Origin of the sequence: Herbiconiux sp. L3-i23, assembly GCF_023734115.1 — a bacterium.
In the GTDB taxonomy this organism is placed as follows: Bacteria; Actinomycetota; Actinomycetes; order Actinomycetales; family Microbacteriaceae; genus Naasia.
On sequence record NZ_AP025737.1, the window covers coordinates 2,843,119 to 2,859,074 of the forward strand.

A 15,956-nucleotide genomic window follows, 5' to 3' on the forward strand; every position below is an offset into this window, starting at 1 on the left:
GGAGGCAAACCATATACCCGAACCCCGGGGAAAACCGGAGACACGAGCGAGTTGATACTGACTAAAAAGACTGTCTACTGACAATCCATCTAACCAAAGGGATCTCAAACCCCTGCGCTGCGTCTATCAGACGAGCAAGAGGCCGAGGTAATTTGGCATTGACTTAGTGCACGCTGTTGAGTTCTCAAGGATCGGACGCTCCACACTCCCCACCACACGGGCAGGGTTCATGCGGGCTTACGATTGTGTGTTCGTGTGGAACGCTCGAAGCGTTCTTGCCGACCGATCAACGGTCGACCGCGGACTGTTTGATGCAGTCCCGAACAGCTCACAAAGCCTATACCGACTTGCCCTTCGCAGCAAACTGCGTCGTGCTGTCGGATTCCGACTGAGTGGTCCCGCTTGAGGCCGGCGAGCCTTTCCGCTCTTCCGTGCCTTTGGGGCGACAAGGGAATAAGTTACGCGGGATCCGCCGCCTCCGCAAATCACATGTCGCCCCGGGCGTGTCGCCCATCCGGGGGTGGATCAGTCGGTGGCCCGGGCGCCGTCGCGAGAACGCACGTTCCGGGCATGTGAGCCCGCCGGAACGTGCGTTTGTGCCCGAAATATCGGATCTCGCGGGGGGACGACGAAGGGCCCCGGCTCCTCTCGGAGGCCGGGGCCCTTCGTTTCACTTACTCAGTTGACGAGCACTGCGCTCAGCTGTAGTTGCCGGTCGTGTTGAAGTCGTCGCCGCCGGTGAAGGCGTCGAAGTCCACGAACGACAGGTCGGCGTCGCCGGAGAACGCGGTGTCGTCACCGAACAGACGGTTCGGGTAACGCTCCGCCTTCGCCTCCTCGGTCGGCTCGACCCGGATGTCGCGGTACTTGGCGAGGCCAGTACCGGCCGGGATGAGCTTTCCGATGATGACGTTCTCCTTGAGGCCCACCAGGGAGTCGCTCTTGCCCTCCATGGCGGCCTGCGTGAGCACGCGGGTCGTCTCCTGGAAGGACGCGGCCGACAGCCACGACTCGGTCGCGAGCGAGGCCTTGGTGATACCCATGACCTCCTGGCGAGCGGACGCCGGACGACGACCCTCGCCCACCGCGGCGCGGTTGACCTCCTGGTAGCGCGACCGGTCGACGAGCTCACCGGGCAGCAGGTCGGTGTCGCCGTGCTCGACGACGGTGACCTTGCGCAGCATCTGCCGCACGATGACCTCGATGTGCTTGTCGTGGATCGGCACACCCTGCGACCGGTAGGTGTTCTGCACACCCTCGACCAGGTGCTGCTGCACGGCGCGCACGCCCTTGACGCGCAGCACCTCCTTCGGGTCGACCGACCCGACGTGCAGCTGCTGACCGAGCTCCACGTGCTGCCCGTCCTCGACGAGGAGGGTGGCACGCTTCAGCACCGGGTAGATGACTTCCTCGTCGCCGTTGTCGGGCGTGAGGATGATGCGGCGCTGACGGTCGGTGTCCTCGATCGTGATGCGGCCTGCGGCCTCGGCGATCGGCGACGCGCTCTTCGGGGTACGGGCCTCGAACAGCTCCTGCACGCGGGGAAGACCCTGCGTGATGTCGTCGGCGGACGCGACACCACCGGTGTGGAAGGTACGCATCGTGAGCTGGGTTCCGGGCTCACCGATCGACTGGGCCGCGATGATGCCGACGGCCTCACCGATGTCGACGAGCTTGCCGGTGGCCAGCGAACGGCCGTAGCAGGCGGCGCAGACACCGACGGCCGACTCGCAGGTCAGCACCGAGCGCACCTTGATGTGCTCGATCCCGCCGGCGACCAGCTTGTCGATGAGGACGTCGCCCACGTCGTCTCCGGCCTCGGCGAGGATCTCGCCGGCCTCGGTGACGACATCGGCGGCGAGGGAACGCGCGTAGACCGAGTTCTCGACGTTGGCGTCGCGCACTCCGTCCTCGGCGATCCGCAGCTCGAGGCCCTTGGTCGTACCGCAGTCGTCCTCGCGGATGATGACATCCTGCGAGACGTCCACGAGACGACGGGTGAGGTATCCCGAGTCGGCGGTGCGCAGAGCGGTGTCGGCCAGACCCTTACGGGCACCGTGCGTCGAGATGAAGTACTCGGCGACGGTCAGACCCTCCTTGTAGGAGTGCACGATCGGACGCGGGATGATCTCACCACGGGGGTTCGACACGAGACCGCGCATACCGGCGATCTGACGGACCTGCATCCAGTTACCACGAGCACCCGACGACACCATCCGGAAGATGTTGTTGTCCTGCGCGAAGTTGTCCTGCATCGCGGTCGCGACCTCGGCGGTGGCCTTGTTCCAGATCTCGATGAGCTCCTGGCGACGCTCCGCCTCGGTGGTCAGCCCCTTGTCGTACTGGCCCTGGACCTTCGCGGCCTGCTTCTCGAAGCCCTCGATGATCGAGGCCTTCGACGGCGGCGCGACGATGTCGGACAGCGCGACGGTCACACCGGAACGCGTGGCCCAATGGAAGCCGGCGTCCTTGATGCGGTCGAGCGTCGCCGCGACCTCGGTCTTCGGGTACCGCTCGGCGAGGTCGTTGACCAGGACCGACAGGCGGCCCTTGTCGGCGACGGCCTCGACGTACGGGTAGTCGACGGGCAGCGCCTCGTTGAAGAGGGCGCGACCGAGGGAGGTCTCGAGCAGGAACTTCTCGCCCTGCACGAAGCCCTCGGGCTCCTGACCCTCGGCGAAGTGCAGCCCCTCGAGGCGGATCTTCACCTTCGCGTTGAGGTGCAGCGTGCCCTGGTCCTTGGCGAGGATCGCCTCGGCGATCGACGCGAACGCACGCCCCTCGCCCACAGCGCCCTCGCGGACGGTGGTGAGGTGGTGCAGACCGATGATCATGTCCTGCGAGGGCAGGGCGACCGGGCGGCCGTCGGAGGGCTTCAAGATGTTGTTCGACGCGAGCATCAGGATGCGCGCCTCGGCCTGGGCCTCGACGGACAGCGGCAGGTGGACGGCCATCTGGTCACCGTCGAAGTCCGCGTTGAACGCGGCGCAGACGAGCGGGTGCAGCTGGATCGCCTTGCCCTCGACGAGCATGGGCTCGAAGGCCTGGATGCCGAGACGGTGCAGCGTGGGCGCACGGTTCAGCAGGACGGGGCGCTCGCGGATGATCTCCTCGAGCACGTCCCACACCTGCGGACGGCTGCGCTCGACCATGCGCTTCGCGGCCTTGATGTTCTGAGCGTGGCTCAGGTCGATCAGGCGCTTGATCACGAACGGCTTGAACAGCTCGAGCGCCATCTGCTTGGGCAGACCGCACTGGTGCAGCTTCAGCTGCGGGCCGACGACGATGACCGAACGGCCCGAGTAGTCGACGCGCTTTCCGAGCAGGTTCTGGCGGAAACGACCCTGCTTTCCCTTCAGCATGTCGCTGAGGGACTTGAGGGCACGGTTGCCGGTACCGGTGACGGGGCGACCGCGGCGGCCGTTGTCGAACAGGGCGTCGACGGCCTCCTGCAGCATCCGCTTCTCGTTGTTCACGATGATCTCGGGGGCGCCGAGGTCGAGCAGACGACGAAGACGGTTGTTGCGGTTGATCACACGACGGTAGAGGTCGTTGAGGTCGGAGGTCGCGAAGCGGCCACCGTCGAGCTGCACCATGGGGCGCAGCTCCGGCGGGATGACCGGGACGACGTCGAGCACCATCGCCGCCGGCGAGTTGCCGGTGGCGAGGAAGGAGCTGACGACCCGCAGACGCTTGATGGCGCGGATCTTCTTCTGACCCTTGCCCTCGGCGATCTGCAGGCGGAGGTCCTCGGCCTCGGCCGCGAGGTCGAACGCCTCGAGGCGCTTCTTGATCGCCTCGGCGCCCATGTACGCGTCGAAGTAGATGCCGAAGCGGTCCTGGAGCTCGTGGAACACGGCGTCCTCGGGCTTGAGGTCGCCGACCTTCAGGCTCTTGAACTCGTCCCAGACACGCTCGAGGTGGTTGATCTGCTCGTCGTACGACTTGCGGATCTGGCCCATCTCCTTCTCGGCGCCGTCCTTGGTGCGACGCTTCTGGTCGCTCTTGGCGCCCTCCTCCTCCAGAGCCGCGAGGTCGACCTCGAGCTTCTGGAGACGGTCGTTGATGCGCGCGTCGCGCTGGTCGCTGAGCGTCTTGATCTCGAGTCGGAGCTCGTTCTCGAGGTCGGGCATGTCGGCGTGACGACCCTCGTCGTCGACGTCGATGATCATGTACGCCGCGAAGTAGATGACCTTCTCGAGGTCCTTCGGCGCCATGTCGAGGAGGTAGCCGAGGCGGCTCGGGACACCCTTGAAGTACCAGATGTGGGTGACCGGTGCGGCGAGTTCGATGTGGCCCATGCGCTCACGGCGCACCGACGACTTCGTGACCTCGACACCGCAGCGCTCACAGACGATGCCCTTGAAGCGGACACGCTTGTACTTGCCGCAGGCACACTCCCAGTCACGGCTCGGCCCGAAGATCTGCTCTCCGAAGAGGCCGTCCTTCTCGGGCTTCAACGTGCGGTAGTTGATGGTCTCGGGCTTCTTGACCTCACCGTACGACCAGCGGCGGATGTCGTCGGCCGTGGCAAGGCCGATGCGCAGCTCGTCAAAAGTGGTTACGTCGAGCAATTTCTCTTCTTTCCTACGTTTCGTATGAAAAAGGTTCTAGTGACGGCTGCGGATCAGATGTCGTCGATCGAGGACGACTCGAAGCGCGAGGAGATGTTGATGCCGAGCTCTTCGGCGGCACGGAAGACCTCGTCGTCCGTGTCGCGCAGGCTGACCGCGGTGCCGTCGGCCGAGAGGACCTCGACGTTCAGGCAGAGCGACTGCATCTCCTTGATGAGGACCTTGAAGCTCTCGGGGATTCCGGGCTCCTGGATGTTCTCGCCCTTGACGATCGCCTCGTAGACCTTCACGCGGCCGAGGATGTCGTCGGACTTGATCGTCAGGAGCTCCTGGAGCGCGTACGCGGCGCCGTAGGCCTCGAGGGCCCACACCTCCATCTCACCGAAACGCTGTCCACCGAACTGCGCCTTACCACCGAGCGGCTGCTGGGTGATCATCGAGTACGGACCGGTCGAGCGGGCGTGGATCTTGTCGTCGACCAGGTGGTGCAGCTTCAGGATGTACATGTAGCCGACCGAGACCGGGTCCGGGAACGGCTCACCCGAGCGGCCGTCGAACAGCTGCGCCTTACCGGAGGATCCGATGAGTCGCTCGCCGTCGCGGTTGACCGTCGTCGAGTCGAGCAGACCCGCGATCTCCTCCTCGAGGGCACCGTCGAACACCGGAGTGGCGACCTTCGTGCCGGGGGCGGCCTCGTGCGCCTGCTCCGGAAGACGCTTCGCCCACTCGGGGCTTCCGTCGACCTTCCAGCCCTGCTTCGCGGCCCAACCGAGGTGGGTCTCGAGCACCTGACCGAAGTTCATGCGGCCCGGGATGCCGAGCGGGTTCAGGACCACGTCGACGGGGGTTCCGTCGGCGAGGAACGGCATGTCCTCGACGGGCAGGATCTTCGAGATGACGCCCTTGTTGCCGTGACGGCCGGCGAGCTTGTCACCCTCGGTGATCTTGCGCTTCTGGGCGATGTAGACGACCACGCGCTGGTTGACGCCCGAGCCGAGCTCGTCGTCGTTCTCGGCGGAGAACTCCTTGACGGCGATGATCGTGCCCTCTTCACCGTGAGGAACCTTCAGCGAGGTGTCGCGCACCTCGCGGCTCTTCTCGTTGAAGATCGCGCGCAGCAGACGCTCCTCGGCCGACAGCTCGGTCTCGCCCTTGGGCGTGACCTTGCCGACGAGGATGTCGCCCGGACGGACCTCGGCGCCGATGCGGATGATGCCGCGCTCGTCGAGGTCGGCGAGCAGCTCGGGGCTGACGTTCGGCAGATCGCGGGTGATCTCCTCCTTGCCCAGCTTGGTGTCGCGGGCGTCGACCTCGTACTCCTCGATGTGGATCGAGGAGAGGACGTCGTCCTTCACCAGGTTCTGGCTGAGGATGATCGCGTCCTCGAAGTTGTGACCCTCCCACGGCATGAACGCGACGAGCAGGTTCTTGCCGAGCGCGAGCTCGCCGTTCTCGGTCGCGGGACCGTCGGCGATGACCTGGCCGGCCTCGACGCGCTCTCCGGCGTCGACGACGACACGGTTGTTGTACGACGTGCCCTGGTTGGAGCGGTCGAACTTGCGCAGGTAGTAGCTCTGCGTGCCACCCTCGTCGAGCTGGACGGTGACCACGTCGGCCGAGACCTCGGCGACGACACCGGCCTTCTCGGCGATGACGACGTCACCCGCGTCGATGGCGGTGTAGCCCTCCATACCGGTGCCGACGAGCGGCGACTCGGAGCGGAGCAGCGGAACGGCCTGACGCTGCATGTTCGCACCCATGAGGGCGCGGTTCGCGTCGTCGTGCTCGAGGAACGGGATCAGCGAGGTCGCCACCGACACCATCTGGCGCGGCGAGACGTCCATGTAGTCGACCCGGTCCTTGTCGACGAGCTCGACCTCTCCGCCCTTGGGGCGGACGAGGACCTGAGCCTCGGCGAACGACTGGTCGGCGTTCAGCGGGGCGTTGGCCTGGGCGACCAGGTAGTCGTCCTCCTCGCTCGCGGTGAGGTAGTGGATGTCGTCGGTGACGACGCCGTTCACGACCTTGCGGTACGGGGTCTCGATGAAACCGAACGAGTTGATCCGCGCGAACGAGGCGAGCGAACCGATGAGGCCGATGTTCGGGCCTTCAGGGGTCTCGATCGGGCACATGCGGCCGTAGTGCGACGGGTGGACGTCGCGGACCTCGACGCCGGCGCGCTCACGCGAGAGACCACCGGGGCCGAGCGCGGAGAGACGACGCTTGTGGGTCAGACCCGCGAGCGGGTTGTTCTGGTCCATGAACTGCGACAGCTGCGAGGTTCCGAAGAACTCCTTGATCGCGGCGACGACGGGGCGCACGTTGATCAGGGTCTGCGGCGTGATCGCCTCGATGTCCTGCGTGGTCATGCGCTCGCGGACGACGCGCTCCATGCGGGACAGACCGGTGCGGACCTGGTTCTGGATCAGCTCGCCGACCGCGCGGATGCGACGGTTGCCGAAGTGGTCGATGTCGTCGACGTCGAGGCGGAGCTCGACCGGCTGACCGTCGCGCACACCGGGCAGGGTGGTGCGGTTGTCGTGCAGCGCGACGAGGTACTTGATGGTCGCGATGATGTCGTCGACCGTCAGGACCGAGTCGCTGAGCGGCTTGTCGAGACCGAGCTTGCGGTTGATCTTGTAACGACCCACCTTGGCGAGGTCGTAGCGCTTGCCGTTGAAGTAGAAGTTGTCGAGGAGCGCACGCGCGGCCTCGGCGGCGACCTGCTCGCCCGGGCGGAGCTTGCGGTAGATGTCCTTGAGGGCCTCTTCCTTCGTGAGGATGTTGTCCTTCTCGAGGGTGGCCTCGATGGACGCGTAGCCCTGGAAGTTCTCGAGGATCTCGTCGCTGGTCAGACCGAGGGCCTTGAGGAAGACGGTGACGCTCTGCTTGCGCTTGCGGTCGATGCGGACGCCGACCTGGTCGCGCTTGTCGATCTCGAACTCGAGCCACGCACCGCGGCTCGGGATGACGCGGGCGGAGTAGATGTCCTTGTCGGAGGTCTTCTCCTGCTGACGCTCGAAGTAGACGCCGGGCGAACGGACGAGCTGCGACACGACGACGCGCTCGGTGCCGTTGATGATGAAGGTTCCCTTGTCGGTCATGAGCGGGAAGTCGCCCATGAAGACCGTCTGCGTCTTGATCTCACCGGTGAGGTGGTTCATGAATTCGGCCTCGACGTACAGCGGGGCGGCGTAGGTCTTGCCGCGCTCCTTGCACTCGTCGAGGGTGTACTTCTTCTCTTCGAGGAAGGGGTTCGTGAACGACAGCTGCATCGTCTCGGCGAGGTCCTCGATGGGCGAGATCTCTTCGAAGATCTCATCGAGCCCGCTGCGGGTGGGCAGGTCGGTGCGGCCCTGGGCCTGCCCTTCGACGACGCGCTCCTTCCACGCGTCGGAACCGACGAGCCAGTCGAAGCTCTCGGTCTGCAGCGCGAGCAGATCGGGAACCGTCAGGGTGTCGGTGATCTTGGCGAACGAGAGCCGCGATGCGGTGCGGCCGTTCTTGGGAGTGGTGGACGTTGCGTTGTTCGCAGCAGCCAAGGAAATAACCTCCGAGGCCCGAGGAAGGGCCGTTCGTTGAAGTCGGTCTCAGTAGCGAGGTGTGTCGGTAGCGAGGTGAGGAGATGCTCCCCAGACGGTGGCTAGAGTGAATCCAGCTCCGGTCGTCCTCGGTCTCGGGCGACGCTCATGGGTGAGCCTGCCGTTGACGGTGAGTACGTTGGGCGCACGACTGCCGACCGCAATATGAAGGCGTGAAGTGTCTGTGTGCGATCGCCGGGTCCGCCACCTCCGAGGAGGCGCGCGACATCGACGACGACATGGGAGCGCAAGGGACTAGTGTATGCCGCCCGACGCTCCGTGTCCAGCGACATCCTTGACCCGTGCGAGGTCCTCATGTATAACCGCGCGCCGGTGCGCGCCATTCCCCGATTCTGCGGGGGATCCCGAGCCGTCTCGGGTCCTGCGCCGAGTCGATTCCTGCCGGTCTGAGCACCCCGGGTTCCTCTGCGAGGATTCATGACATGGCTGATCGGCGGGATGACAGCGTGATCGCTTCGACCCGGTTGCCGGGCGGGCAGGACGCCGTGCTCGAGCGCGACCGGTTCCGGCCCGGCATGGTGACCCTCGTCGTCGACGGGACGCCGCAGTCCCAGGTCGACCCCGACGATCCGACCCTGCTCGGATTCGAGTACGTGCAGCGGATCGGCAACGTGATCGACCTGATCGGCGACCCCGGCCAGCCGCTCACGGCCCTGCACCTCGGGGCCGGGGCGCTGACCCTCCCCCGTTACGTCGCGGCGACGAGGCCGGGGTCGCGGCAGCAGGTGATCGAGATCGAGCAGCCGCTCGTCGAGTTCGTCCGCGAGCACCTGCCGCTGCCGAAGGACTCCGGCATCAGGGTGCGCTACGGGGATGCCCGCGAGAAGCTCGGCTCGCTGCCCCCGTCGATGTCGGGCAGCGTCGACCTCGTCGTCGTCGACGTCTTCAGTGGTGCGCGCATCCCCGCCCACGTCACGACCGTCGAGTTCTACCGGCAGGTCGCCGCGCTGCTCGCGCCGGGAGGGATCGTGGCGGTCAACATCGCCGACGGCCCCGGCCTCGCCTTCGCCCGCGGCCAGGCCGCGACCCTCGACGACGTGTTCCCCCAGGTGGCGGCGCTCGCCGAGACGCAGATCCTCAAGGGCCGACGCTTCGGCAACATCGTCCTCGTCGCCTCGCCGTCGGAGCTGCCGTTCGAGTGGCTCCCGCGCATCCTCGCCGCGGGACCGCATCCCGCGAAGGTCGTCATGGAGCGCGAGCTGCGCGACTTCATCGCCGGCGCCTCCGCGGTGACCGATGCCGTCGCCACCCCCTCGCCGCTGCCGGGGCGCTCGATCTTCCAGGTCCCCCGCGGCTGAGCTGTTCCGCCGCGTCGACCTCGAGCGCGGCTGGTCATCAGGGGCGTTTCTCCAGGCGGCCCTGCGACGCTGGCGCGATGGCACGCCTCCGCTTCGTGGTCGCCGCGCCCACCGTCGCGCTCCTGGCGGCCGCGTTGGGGTTGACGGCGGCGCTGGCGGCCTGCTCGCCGGCGCCGCGCGGAAGCACGCCACCGCCGGCGCCCTCGGCCCCGCCCACTCCGCTCGCGCCCGAGGCGACGATCGGCGCTCTCGTGCCCGGCTCGGTCACCGAGATCGCGTCGGGTCTCGAGGCGCCCTGGTCGCTGCTGCCGCTGCAGAACGGCAGCACCCTCGTCTCGGAGCGGGACACCGCGGCCGTCATCGAACTCACCGCCGACGGCGCCACGCGGCAGGTGACCACGGTCGCCGGCGTCGTGCCCGGCGGCGAAGGCGGCCTGCTCGGACTCGCCGCCCTCGAGCCCGCCACCGATGCCGGCGACACCGAATCTGCAGATCCGGGCGACGGCACGTGGATCTACGCCTACTTCACCGCGGAAGCGGACAACCGCATCGTGCGGATGCCGCTCACCGGTGAGCCCGGCGCCCTCGCGCTCGGCGCGCCGGAGACGATCCTCGACGGCATCGCGAAGGCCGGCAATCACAACGGCGGACGGCTCGCGTTCGGTCCCGACGGCATGCTCTACGCGACGACCGGCGACGCGTCGATCCGGCCGAGCGCGCAGGACCCGGCATCGCTGAACGGCAAGATCCTCCGGATGACGCCGGAAGGCGGCGTGCCCGAGGGCAACCCGTTCGGCGACTCGCTGGTCTGGAGTCTCGGCCATCGCAACCCGCAGGGGATCGCGTGGACGGAGTCCGGGGCGATGTACGCGGCGGAGTTCGGTCAGAACACGTGGGACGAGGTGAACCGCATCGAGCCCGGCGCCAACTACGGCTGGCCGGAGGTCGAGGGTATCGGCGGCCGCGAAGGCTTTGTCGATCCGCTCGTGCAGTGGTCGACCTCCGAGGCCAGCCCGAGCGGCATGACGGCCGCCGGCTCGACGCTGTTCGTCGCGGGACTCGGCGGCGAACGCCTCTGGGTGGTGCAGGGCGCCGACACCGGCTCGGCGACGACGACGTCGTGGTTCGACGACCGCGGGAGGATCCGCGACGTGATCGCCGCGCCCGACGGGTCGCTGTGGTTCGTGACGAACAACACCGACGGCCGCGGCGATCCGCGCGACGGCGCCGACCGCATCCTGTCGGCGGAGCTCGCACCCGCGCAGTGACCGGCAGCGCCTGCGAGGGCGTGTCCGAGGGTGGGCGTAGCCTCGTCCCGACGACGCCGAACCACCGGCGCCCGACCATTCGACGGTGCCGGAGAACTGGAGACGCGTTTCCCCGTGTCAGAACTCGACAGAGTGCGGAAGTGGGCTGACGCCCTCATCGCGCTGCACCTCGATCCCCGCTGGAGCTTCGGCTTCGACAACGCCAAGCGGCGGGCGGGTCAGTGCGACTACAACGCCCGGCGCATCACGGTGTCGCGGTACCTGGCCGCGAAGTACACCGACGACGAGATCCATCAGGTGCTGCTGCACGAGGTGGCGCACGCGATGGCCGGTCATCGCGCCGGCCACGGCCCGCGATGGATTTCGACCGCACGCAGCATCGGGTATGAGGGCGAACGGCTGCACGACGGGGAGGGAGCCAGCGAGCTGGCACCCTGGGTCGGCCAGTGCCCGGCGGGTCATGTGCACCACCGCTACCGGCGCCCCACCGCTCCGCTGTCGTGCCGGCTCTGCGGGCGCGGGTTCAGCGAGGCGCGGCTGATCACCTGGACGCGGCGCGAGGTGACCTCGGCCGACCGGCGCGCGGCGATGACCGCACGCTTGCCGGCCGATCGGCCGATGCGACTCCCCGTGCTCAGTCGGTGACCCGGACCTCTTTCCAGAAGGCCACGTAGTCGCTGAAGTCCTTACCGACGCGGGCGATGCCCGACTCGTAGGGCGTCGGGTAGCTCCATGCGCGATCCTGCAGGAGCTGCTCGCCGTCCTTCACGCTGAAGTACTGGCACTCGCCCTTCCAGGGGCAGGTGTACGGGGTGGGGCTCTTCTCGAGGAGTTCGGCGTTGACGCTCGCGGGCGGGAAGTACCAGTTGCCCTCGATCTGGATGAGGTCCTCCTTCGGGGCCTCCGCGATCACCGTGTCTCCGAGTACTGCCTTCATCGCTTCTCCTCACATCGCGTCGACGTCGACGTGACGCCGCACCGATCCCGAACGCTATGCCACCGGGTGGGATTCCCGCTGAGCGTGGCGCCCCGCCACCTCACAGCTCTGAGCGCCCGACTCTCAGCGCACGCGGACGACGTGCGTGACGTCGAGACGGTCGCGCGCCTTCTCGATCTCCTGGGAGTCGCCCGCCCCGATGAGGTCCTGACCGGTGACCGACGCCGAGAGGATGTGCGACACGGCACGGTTCAAGCCCTGATACGCCGCCGCGGCGGAGGCCGCCTCGGGTGAGGCGTAGTCGATGCCGGCGTCGGCGAGCGCGTCGATGACGCCGCCCGCGAGCAGCAGGTCCTCGACGCAGAAGCGGAGCCCGTCCTCCTCGTCGGCTCCGGCCGCGATGACCGCGACCGCGAACCGGTCGCCTTTGCCCTCCTGCTGCGCCAGCACCCACGCGGCGGTGGCTTCGCGGTTGCCGCCGGTGGCCGCGAGGACCGGCCCGGGGAATCCGGCCGGGATCACCTCCGCCGACCCCATCGCGTCGGCGATCACCAGCACGTCGGCCCCGGCGGACACCGCGTCGGCTCCCGCGCTGCCCCACTCGAATCGGACCTGGTACTTGGCCTGGCCGCGTGCGAGCGATCGAGCGGGCGATGTGGTGTGGGGCATCAGGAAAGGCTATGCCTGTCGGGCGGCGTCGGTTTGACTGGCCGCATGGACACCTCTGACCGTGCGCGAGAGCTCACTTACTACGTCGCCGCCAGCCTGGACGGCTGCATCGCGGCGCCCGACGGCGACTTCGGAGCCTTCCCGCAGGCAGGCGACCATTTCGATGCGATCCTCGCCGAGTTCGCCGACACGCTTCCGATCCATGCCCAGACCGCTCTCGGCGTCGCGGCAGACGGATCGCGGTTCGACACGGTGCTGATGGGCTGGAACACCTACCTCCCCGCCCTCGACGCGGGGATCGCGTCGCCGTACCCGCACCTGCGCCAGATCGTGGCCACGCGCACGGAGCGGCAGGTGGATGCCGCCATCGAAACGACCGCCGACCCCGTGGCGACGGTCCGAGCCCTGAAGGACTCGCCGGGCGGCGGCATCTGGCTGGCCGGCGGCGGAGCCCTGGCAGCGACCCTGATCGACGAGATCGACCGGCTCATCCTCAAGGTCAACCCGCTCGTCTTCGGCAGCGGCATCCCGCTCTTCGCCGGCGCCGCCTACGCGCCGCGGACGTTCGAGCTCGTGACCTCGCGATCGTTCGAGTCGGGAGTCACCATCGCGCAGTACGTGCGGACGACGTCGGCGGCCTGACCGCGCGCTTGCGCCGGCCGAGGCGGGCTCGCGGCGAAAGCCCGGACGCGGGTGCGACACTGCCTTCATGCGCGTGCAGCTGAAGATGGTCCTCGATTGCGAGCCCGAGGCCGCCTGGCGTGCGATCCAGTCGCCGACGGTGTTCCGCGAGGCCTCGCTCCCCCTGCTCGACTTCACCTCGCTCGAACCGTCGGGGTTCCCGCCACGGTGGGAGGCGGGACAGCACCCGGTACGGATCGAGGCGCTCGGTGTGCCGATCGGCAGTCAGTCGATCGGCATCGAGTTCCCGGACCGCCAGCACGCGGGGGTGCAGATCATGCGCGACAACGGGAGCGGGCTCAGCGGCCTCAACACGGTCTTCGACACGTGGGATCACCGCATGGCGATCGCAGCCGCGCCCGGTGAGCCGGGCAGGACGCTCTACCGCGATCGTCTCGTCTATTCGGCGGGAGCGCTGACTCTTCCGATCTGGCCGTCGCTGTGGGCGCTCTGGCAATGGCGCGGCGCCCGGATCAAGGCCCTCGCTCCCAGCTGGACGAGCGAGCGATGACCGCTGTCACCGCGCTGCAGACAGCCGATTGGCGTCGGCGCATCTTCGCCCTCTACGACACCGTCCGCGTCCTGCCGCCGGCGGAGGGCCACAACCTGTGGGTCTCGACCCGCAACGAGCTCTTCGCCGCCCATCCGGCTTCCCCGTTGCTCCCCGAAGACCGCGAGGGTTTCTCCGGGCTCCCGGTGGCCCCGTACGACCCCGCCTGGCGGTTCGAGCTCCCGATCGAGGGTGCGGCGCCCGAGCGCATGGAGGTCGAGACCGGCACCGACGGCGTCGTCCCGTTCGAACGCATCGGGCTCGTCCGCGTGCCGGAGGTCGGCTCGCTCGACGTGTGGAGGCTCGCCTCCTACGGCGGCGGAGTGTTCGTTCCGGTGAAGGACGCGACGGCGAACACTTCGGGTGGCACCTACGGCGGCGGCCGCTATCTCATCGACAGCATCAAAGGCTCCCTGCTCGACGGCGAGCACACCTCCGGCGGTCGAGCGACCCTCACCCTCGACTTCAACTTCGCCTACAACCCGTCCTGCGCCTACGACCCGGCGTGGGCGTGCCCGCTCGCCCCGCTCGGCAACACGGTGGCGGCGCCGATCCCCGTCGGCGAGCGCTACGGATCCTGACTCGGGTCGATCAGCGTCCCGGCGGCCGGTCGGCTCAGGCGGGTGCGAACTGAAGCAGCGCGTCGCGGAGCGCGGCGGCGGACACCTGATGGGTCTGCCTCGCGAGGACCTCGAAGCGGGCGCCCGGCACGGCGGCGGCCACCTGCTCCTGAGCAGCTCGCATGGCGGGCGCCGCCTTCTCGCCCACGAGAACCAGGGTCGGCACCCCGATGGCCGAGAGCTCTGCCGAGGGCACGCGGTACTCGGCTCCCATGACGGCGATGTCGTTCGGCAGCGTCTCCGCTGACTTCGTCATCTCGCGGTACTGCGGTCGCATGAGCTTCATCATGTACGGCAGGAAGGCGGGGGCGTCGATCATCCTGCCGAAGAAGTAGTCGACGGCCTTCGACGGCTTCCCGTCGTCGAGCAGCCGGCGAACGTCGCCTGCGTAGTCGCGGGCACGGCCGTCCTTCTCGGTCATGAGGCCGACCCACGGTGCCTCGTAGCCCACGAGTGCGACCATCGGCACGCCGGCGGCGGCGGCCCGGTACGCGAGCGCGGCCCCCGACGACTGTCCGAGCACCGTCGCCTCACCGCCGACCGCGTCGATCACCGCACGCAGATCATCGAATTCGCGCCCGGGATCCGCGACACCGCCCTCGCTCGCGCCACGACCGCGTCGGTCGTAGACGGCGGCGGCGTACCGATCGGCGAGCGCTTTCGCGACGGAGCGTCCGGGACCCATCGCCCGGCTGCAGAGCGCTCCGTCGACGAGGACGAGCGGCGGTCCATCGCCGTGCACCTCGTAGGCGATGCGGGTGCCGTCGGCCGACCGTGCGTAGCGGGGCGTCTCGTCGCTCATCGCGCGTCCTCTCCTGCGGCGAGCGCCGCGTCGATCTTCTCGAACGACTCGGTCCATCCCGAGCCGGTCTGGGTGAGCTGCTCCGCGGTGAACGGGCCCTGGTGCAGCGTGAGGCGGGTGCGCTCGCCGTGATCGTGGAACCAGAGCCGCAACGTCACGGCGATCGCGCCGTCGGCCCCTGTCATGGCGCCCTCGAGGTACTCCTCGGGTCGGAAGGCGGTGATGCGGCAGCGCAGCGGATAGCGGTCGCCGCTCGCGTCGTCGATCATGTCGAGGTCCCAGCGTCCGCCCTCGCGCAGGTCGACCACGACCGACGCGGGGTCGACGTGCACTCCGCGGGGTCCGAACCACAGCGCCAGCGCGGCGGGATCGACGAAGTAACGCCAGACCGCTTCGCGGGGCGCGTCGAAGGTGCGCGAGAGGAAGAGGTCGGAGTCGGTCACGTCCGGAACGGCGGGGCGGTGTTCGATGGTCATCGGCGTTCGTCCTTCGAAGAGTCGGTCGGAAGCGGGGCGGCCCCGGTGGATGAGGCTGCCCCGTTGGGAGCAGCGGCCCCGGTGGGGGAAGCGGCGCGGTCGGCGGCGAGCAGCGCGTCGAGCCGGTCGAACCCGTCGTTCCACAGGCCGCGGTACCGCTCCACCCAGGCGGCGGCCTCGCGCAGGGGCTCTGGCCGCAGGCTGCTGTACCGGGTGGTCGCGACTCGGGTGCGGGTGATGAGGCCCGCGTTCTCGAGCACCCGGAGGTGCTTCGAGACGGCGGGCTGGGAGATGGCGAACGGCTCCGCCAGCTCGGTGACGCTCGCGTCGCCGTGGGCGAGGCGCTCGACGATGGCGCGACGGGTGGGATCGGCGAGGGCGGCGAAGACCGCTCCGATGGAGTCGCTCATCCCGCCTCCTTCCAAAACCGAACGGTTATATAGCGCTGGGTAGATACTGCTCCTCGACCGGTGGCCGCG

The 15,956-nt window shown here is 68.3% G+C and carries 13 protein-coding genes; 6 read left to right on the top strand and 7 right to left on the bottom strand.

Features of this window, described 5'->3' with window-relative positions; genetic code table 11:
- Positions 1-698: 698 nt before the first annotated feature.
- Both NGH83_RS13600 and rpoB read right to left on the bottom strand, forming a co-directional pair.
- Positions 699-4,574, bottom strand: coding sequence for a DNA-directed RNA polymerase subunit beta' (locus NGH83_RS13600; RefSeq protein WP_251856787.1), 3,876 nt, complete (start codon positions 4,572-4,574; stop codon positions 699-701).
- A gap of 53 nt (positions 4,575-4,627) precedes the next feature.
- A complete protein-coding gene (gene rpoB / locus NGH83_RS13605) occupies positions 4,628-8,116 on the bottom strand; it encodes a DNA-directed RNA polymerase subunit beta (protein WP_251856788.1) in 3,489 nt (1,162 codons plus the stop codon).
- Positions 8,117-8,598: 482 nt separating this feature from the next.
- Between rpoB and NGH83_RS13610 the strand changes: the two genes are divergently transcribed.
- The 3 genes from NGH83_RS13610 to NGH83_RS13620 all read left to right on the top strand — a co-directional run bounded on the left by NGH83_RS13610 (position 8,599) and on the right by NGH83_RS13620 (position 11,387).
- Positions 8,599-9,474 carry a spermidine synthase gene (locus NGH83_RS13610; RefSeq protein ID WP_251856789.1) on the top strand — a complete coding sequence of 292 codons (876 nt, stop codon included), beginning with the start codon at positions 8,599-8,601 and terminating at the stop codon, positions 9,472-9,474.
- A gap of 77 nt (positions 9,475-9,551) precedes the next feature.
- Positions 9,552-10,742, top strand: coding sequence for a sorbosone dehydrogenase family protein (locus tag NGH83_RS13615; RefSeq protein WP_251856790.1), 1,191 nt, complete (start codon positions 9,552-9,554; stop codon positions 10,740-10,742).
- 114 nt (positions 10,743-10,856) lie between these two features.
- The gene (locus tag NGH83_RS13620; protein WP_251856791.1) at positions 10,857-11,387 is read left to right on the top strand and encodes a SprT-like domain-containing protein; all 531 of its coding nucleotides are present in this window, start codon (positions 10,857-10,859) and stop codon (positions 11,385-11,387) included.
- Here the strand turns inward: NGH83_RS13620 and NGH83_RS13625 are convergent.
- Positions 11,377-11,679: a DUF427 domain-containing protein gene (locus tag NGH83_RS13625; protein WP_251856792.1), complete on the bottom strand. Its 303-nt coding sequence runs from the start codon at positions 11,677-11,679 to the stop codon at positions 11,377-11,379. The genes NGH83_RS13620 and NGH83_RS13625 overlap by 11 nt on opposite strands.
- Before the next feature lie 123 nt (positions 11,680-11,802).
- Complete coding sequence (locus NGH83_RS13630; protein ID WP_251856793.1) at positions 11,803-12,348, bottom strand: 2-phosphosulfolactate phosphatase; 546 nt, start codon at positions 12,346-12,348, stop codon at positions 11,803-11,805.
- A 45-nt stretch (positions 12,349-12,393) separates the two neighbouring features.
- On the opposite strand from NGH83_RS13630, the gene NGH83_RS13635 reads away from it, so the two are divergent.
- The 3 genes from NGH83_RS13635 (at position 12,394) to NGH83_RS13645 (ending at position 14,160) form a co-directional block, all read left to right on the top strand.
- Positions 12,394-12,990 (top strand): dihydrofolate reductase family protein, encoded by a 597-nt coding sequence (locus NGH83_RS13635; protein WP_251856794.1) that lies wholly within the window; start codon positions 12,394-12,396, stop codon positions 12,988-12,990.
- A 67-nt stretch (positions 12,991-13,057) separates the two neighbouring features.
- Entirely contained in the window at positions 13,058-13,540 is a 483-nt protein-coding gene (locus tag NGH83_RS13640; RefSeq protein WP_251856795.1) for a hypothetical protein, read from the top strand.
- The gene (locus NGH83_RS13645) at positions 13,537-14,160 is read left to right on the top strand and encodes a DUF1684 domain-containing protein (RefSeq protein WP_251856796.1); all 624 of its coding nucleotides are present in this window, start codon (positions 13,537-13,539) and stop codon (positions 14,158-14,160) included. The genes NGH83_RS13640 and NGH83_RS13645 overlap by 4 nt, the downstream gene beginning before the upstream one ends.
- Positions 14,161-14,194: 34 nt before the next feature.
- Here the strand turns inward: NGH83_RS13645 and NGH83_RS13650 are convergent, their stop codons facing one another.
- Genes NGH83_RS13650 through NGH83_RS13660 form a run of 3 tightly spaced genes read right to left on the bottom strand, consistent with a single transcriptional unit; the run spans position 14,195 to position 15,887 of the window.
- Positions 14,195-15,001 carry an alpha/beta fold hydrolase gene (locus NGH83_RS13650; RefSeq protein WP_251856797.1) on the bottom strand — a complete coding sequence of 269 codons (807 nt, stop codon included), beginning with the start codon at positions 14,999-15,001 and terminating at the stop codon, positions 14,195-14,197.
- Positions 14,998-15,477: an SRPBCC domain-containing protein gene (locus NGH83_RS13655; protein WP_251856798.1), complete on the bottom strand. Its 480-nt coding sequence runs from the start codon at positions 15,475-15,477 to the stop codon at positions 14,998-15,000. Before NGH83_RS13655 ends, NGH83_RS13650 begins: the two co-directional genes overlap by 4 nt.
- Positions 15,474-15,887, bottom strand: a complete 414-nt coding sequence (locus tag NGH83_RS13660; RefSeq protein WP_251856799.1) for a helix-turn-helix transcriptional regulator — start codon at positions 15,885-15,887, stop codon at positions 15,474-15,476. Before NGH83_RS13660 ends, NGH83_RS13655 begins: the two co-directional genes overlap by 4 nt.
- Positions 15,888-15,956 lie beyond the last annotated feature (69 nt).

What these genes read in the sequence shown, in the direction of transcription:
- NGH83_RS13610 (WP_251856789.1), top strand. Translation starts at nt 8,599, where the DNA reads ATGGCTGATCGGCGGGATGACAGCGTGATCGCTTCGACCCGGTTGCCG.
- NGH83_RS13655 (WP_251856798.1), bottom strand. Translation starts at nt 15,477, where the DNA reads ATGACCATCGAACACCGCCCCGCCGTTCCGGACGTGACCGACTCCGAC.
- NGH83_RS13625 (WP_251856792.1), bottom strand. Translation starts at nt 11,679, where the DNA reads ATGAAGGCAGTACTCGGAGACACGGTGATCGCGGAGGCCCCGAAGGAG.
- NGH83_RS13630 (WP_251856793.1), bottom strand. Translation starts at nt 12,348, where the DNA reads ATGCCCCACACCACATCGCCCGCTCGATCGCTCGCACGCGGCCAGGCC.
- NGH83_RS13650 (WP_251856797.1), bottom strand. Translation starts at nt 15,001, where the DNA reads ATGAGCGACGAGACGCCCCGCTACGCACGGTCGGCCGACGGCACCCGC.
- NGH83_RS13640 (WP_251856795.1), top strand. Translation starts at nt 13,058, where the DNA reads ATGCGCGTGCAGCTGAAGATGGTCCTCGATTGCGAGCCCGAGGCCGCC.
- NGH83_RS13615 (WP_251856790.1), top strand. Translation starts at nt 9,552, where the DNA reads ATGGCACGCCTCCGCTTCGTGGTCGCCGCGCCCACCGTCGCGCTCCTG.
- NGH83_RS13635 (WP_251856794.1), top strand. Translation starts at nt 12,394, where the DNA reads ATGGACACCTCTGACCGTGCGCGAGAGCTCACTTACTACGTCGCCGCC.
- NGH83_RS13660 (WP_251856799.1), bottom strand. Translation starts at nt 15,887, where the DNA reads ATGAGCGACTCCATCGGAGCGGTCTTCGCCGCCCTCGCCGATCCCACC.
- NGH83_RS13645 (WP_251856796.1), top strand. Translation starts at nt 13,537, where the DNA reads ATGACCGCTGTCACCGCGCTGCAGACAGCCGATTGGCGTCGGCGCATC.